Source organism: Aliirhizobium smilacinae (assembly GCF_006335145.1).
Classification (GTDB): Bacteria; Pseudomonadota; Alphaproteobacteria; order Rhizobiales; family Rhizobiaceae; genus Neorhizobium; species Neorhizobium smilacinae.
In genome coordinates, this window is record NZ_VDMN01000022.1 from 1 (window position 1) to 929 (window position 929).

3 protein-coding genes are annotated in these 929 nt (G+C 57.4%); all 3 read right to left on the reverse strand.

The window, feature by feature from the left end; genetic code table 11:
- The coding region (locus FHP24_RS28545) for a phage tail protein (RefSeq protein WP_180356172.1) at positions 1-83 on the reverse strand (83 nt) is incomplete at its 3' end.
- Positions 84-94: 11 nt separating this feature from the next.
- Positions 95-448, reverse strand: coding sequence for a head-tail joining protein (locus tag FHP24_RS28550; protein WP_000752979.1), 354 nt, complete (start codon positions 446-448; stop codon positions 95-97).
- An 11-nt stretch (positions 449-459) separates the two neighbouring features.
- Positions 460-858 (reverse strand): DNA-packaging protein FI, encoded by a 399-nt coding sequence (locus tag FHP24_RS28555; RefSeq protein WP_000158919.1) that lies wholly within the window; start codon positions 856-858, stop codon positions 460-462.
- Positions 859-929: the final 71 nt, after the last annotated feature.

Consider the following 929-nt stretch of genomic DNA (forward strand, 5'->3'; position numbering starts at 1 on the left):
TCTATTGCGGCGGCACCAGGCACCGCCGTTTTGCTGATACGGCTGAGGTTTTCAACGGCCTGCTCAAGACCTTTTATGGCCATACATCCCCCTTTCAGCGGCGACGGTTAACGGCAGGCGGTACGCCCCGTCCAAGCCAGAGATGACAACTTCCGCCATCATCCGGCGAAACCCGATCTACCCAGAAATTTTCCTCACCGATGGTCAGCGTGTCTCCACGCCGCAGCTGCCGCACCTCATCAGTCCGGACAAACAGGGACGGGCTGGAGCCTTCAACGCGCACGCCCTGTCCGGCATAGCTGATATTTTCAGGGTCATCAAAAACACCACGTATCACCGCACCTGACTGCTCACCGGATGTAATGGTGGCTGACGTTCCCATGTACCCGCGTATCGTTTCATCGGCGCGGGCAATGGCAGCATCGAACAGGTTATCGAAATCAGCCACAGCGCCTCCCGTTATTGCATTCTGGCCAGGCCGCGCTCTGTCATTTCGGCTGCCACACCGGCAGAGACACGAAACGCCGTTCCCGGCAGCACAAATGCCACAGGTTCATCCCGCGTGGCGTGAAGTGCATCAGTATGCAGCTTCACCAGTGCCACGACCGTGACCAGTTCAGACGTATCCAGAATCACGGTATCCGGCTGCGCTGATCCCACCTCATTTTCATGTCCGGTCAGCACATTTTCCCGGCTGAGAGGGGTGTCCTGACCGGCAGTTTCATCCGTGTCATCAAGCTCCTCTTTCAGCTCTGCCACACGGAGCGCCAGTTCTTCTTTCGTCCCCGTCAGGCTGACATCACGGTTCAGTTGTTCACCCAGCGAGCGGAGACGGGCAATCAGTTCATCTTTCGTCATGGACTCCTCCACAGAGAAACAATGGCCCCGAAGGGCCATGATTACGCCAGTTGTACGGACACGAACTCATC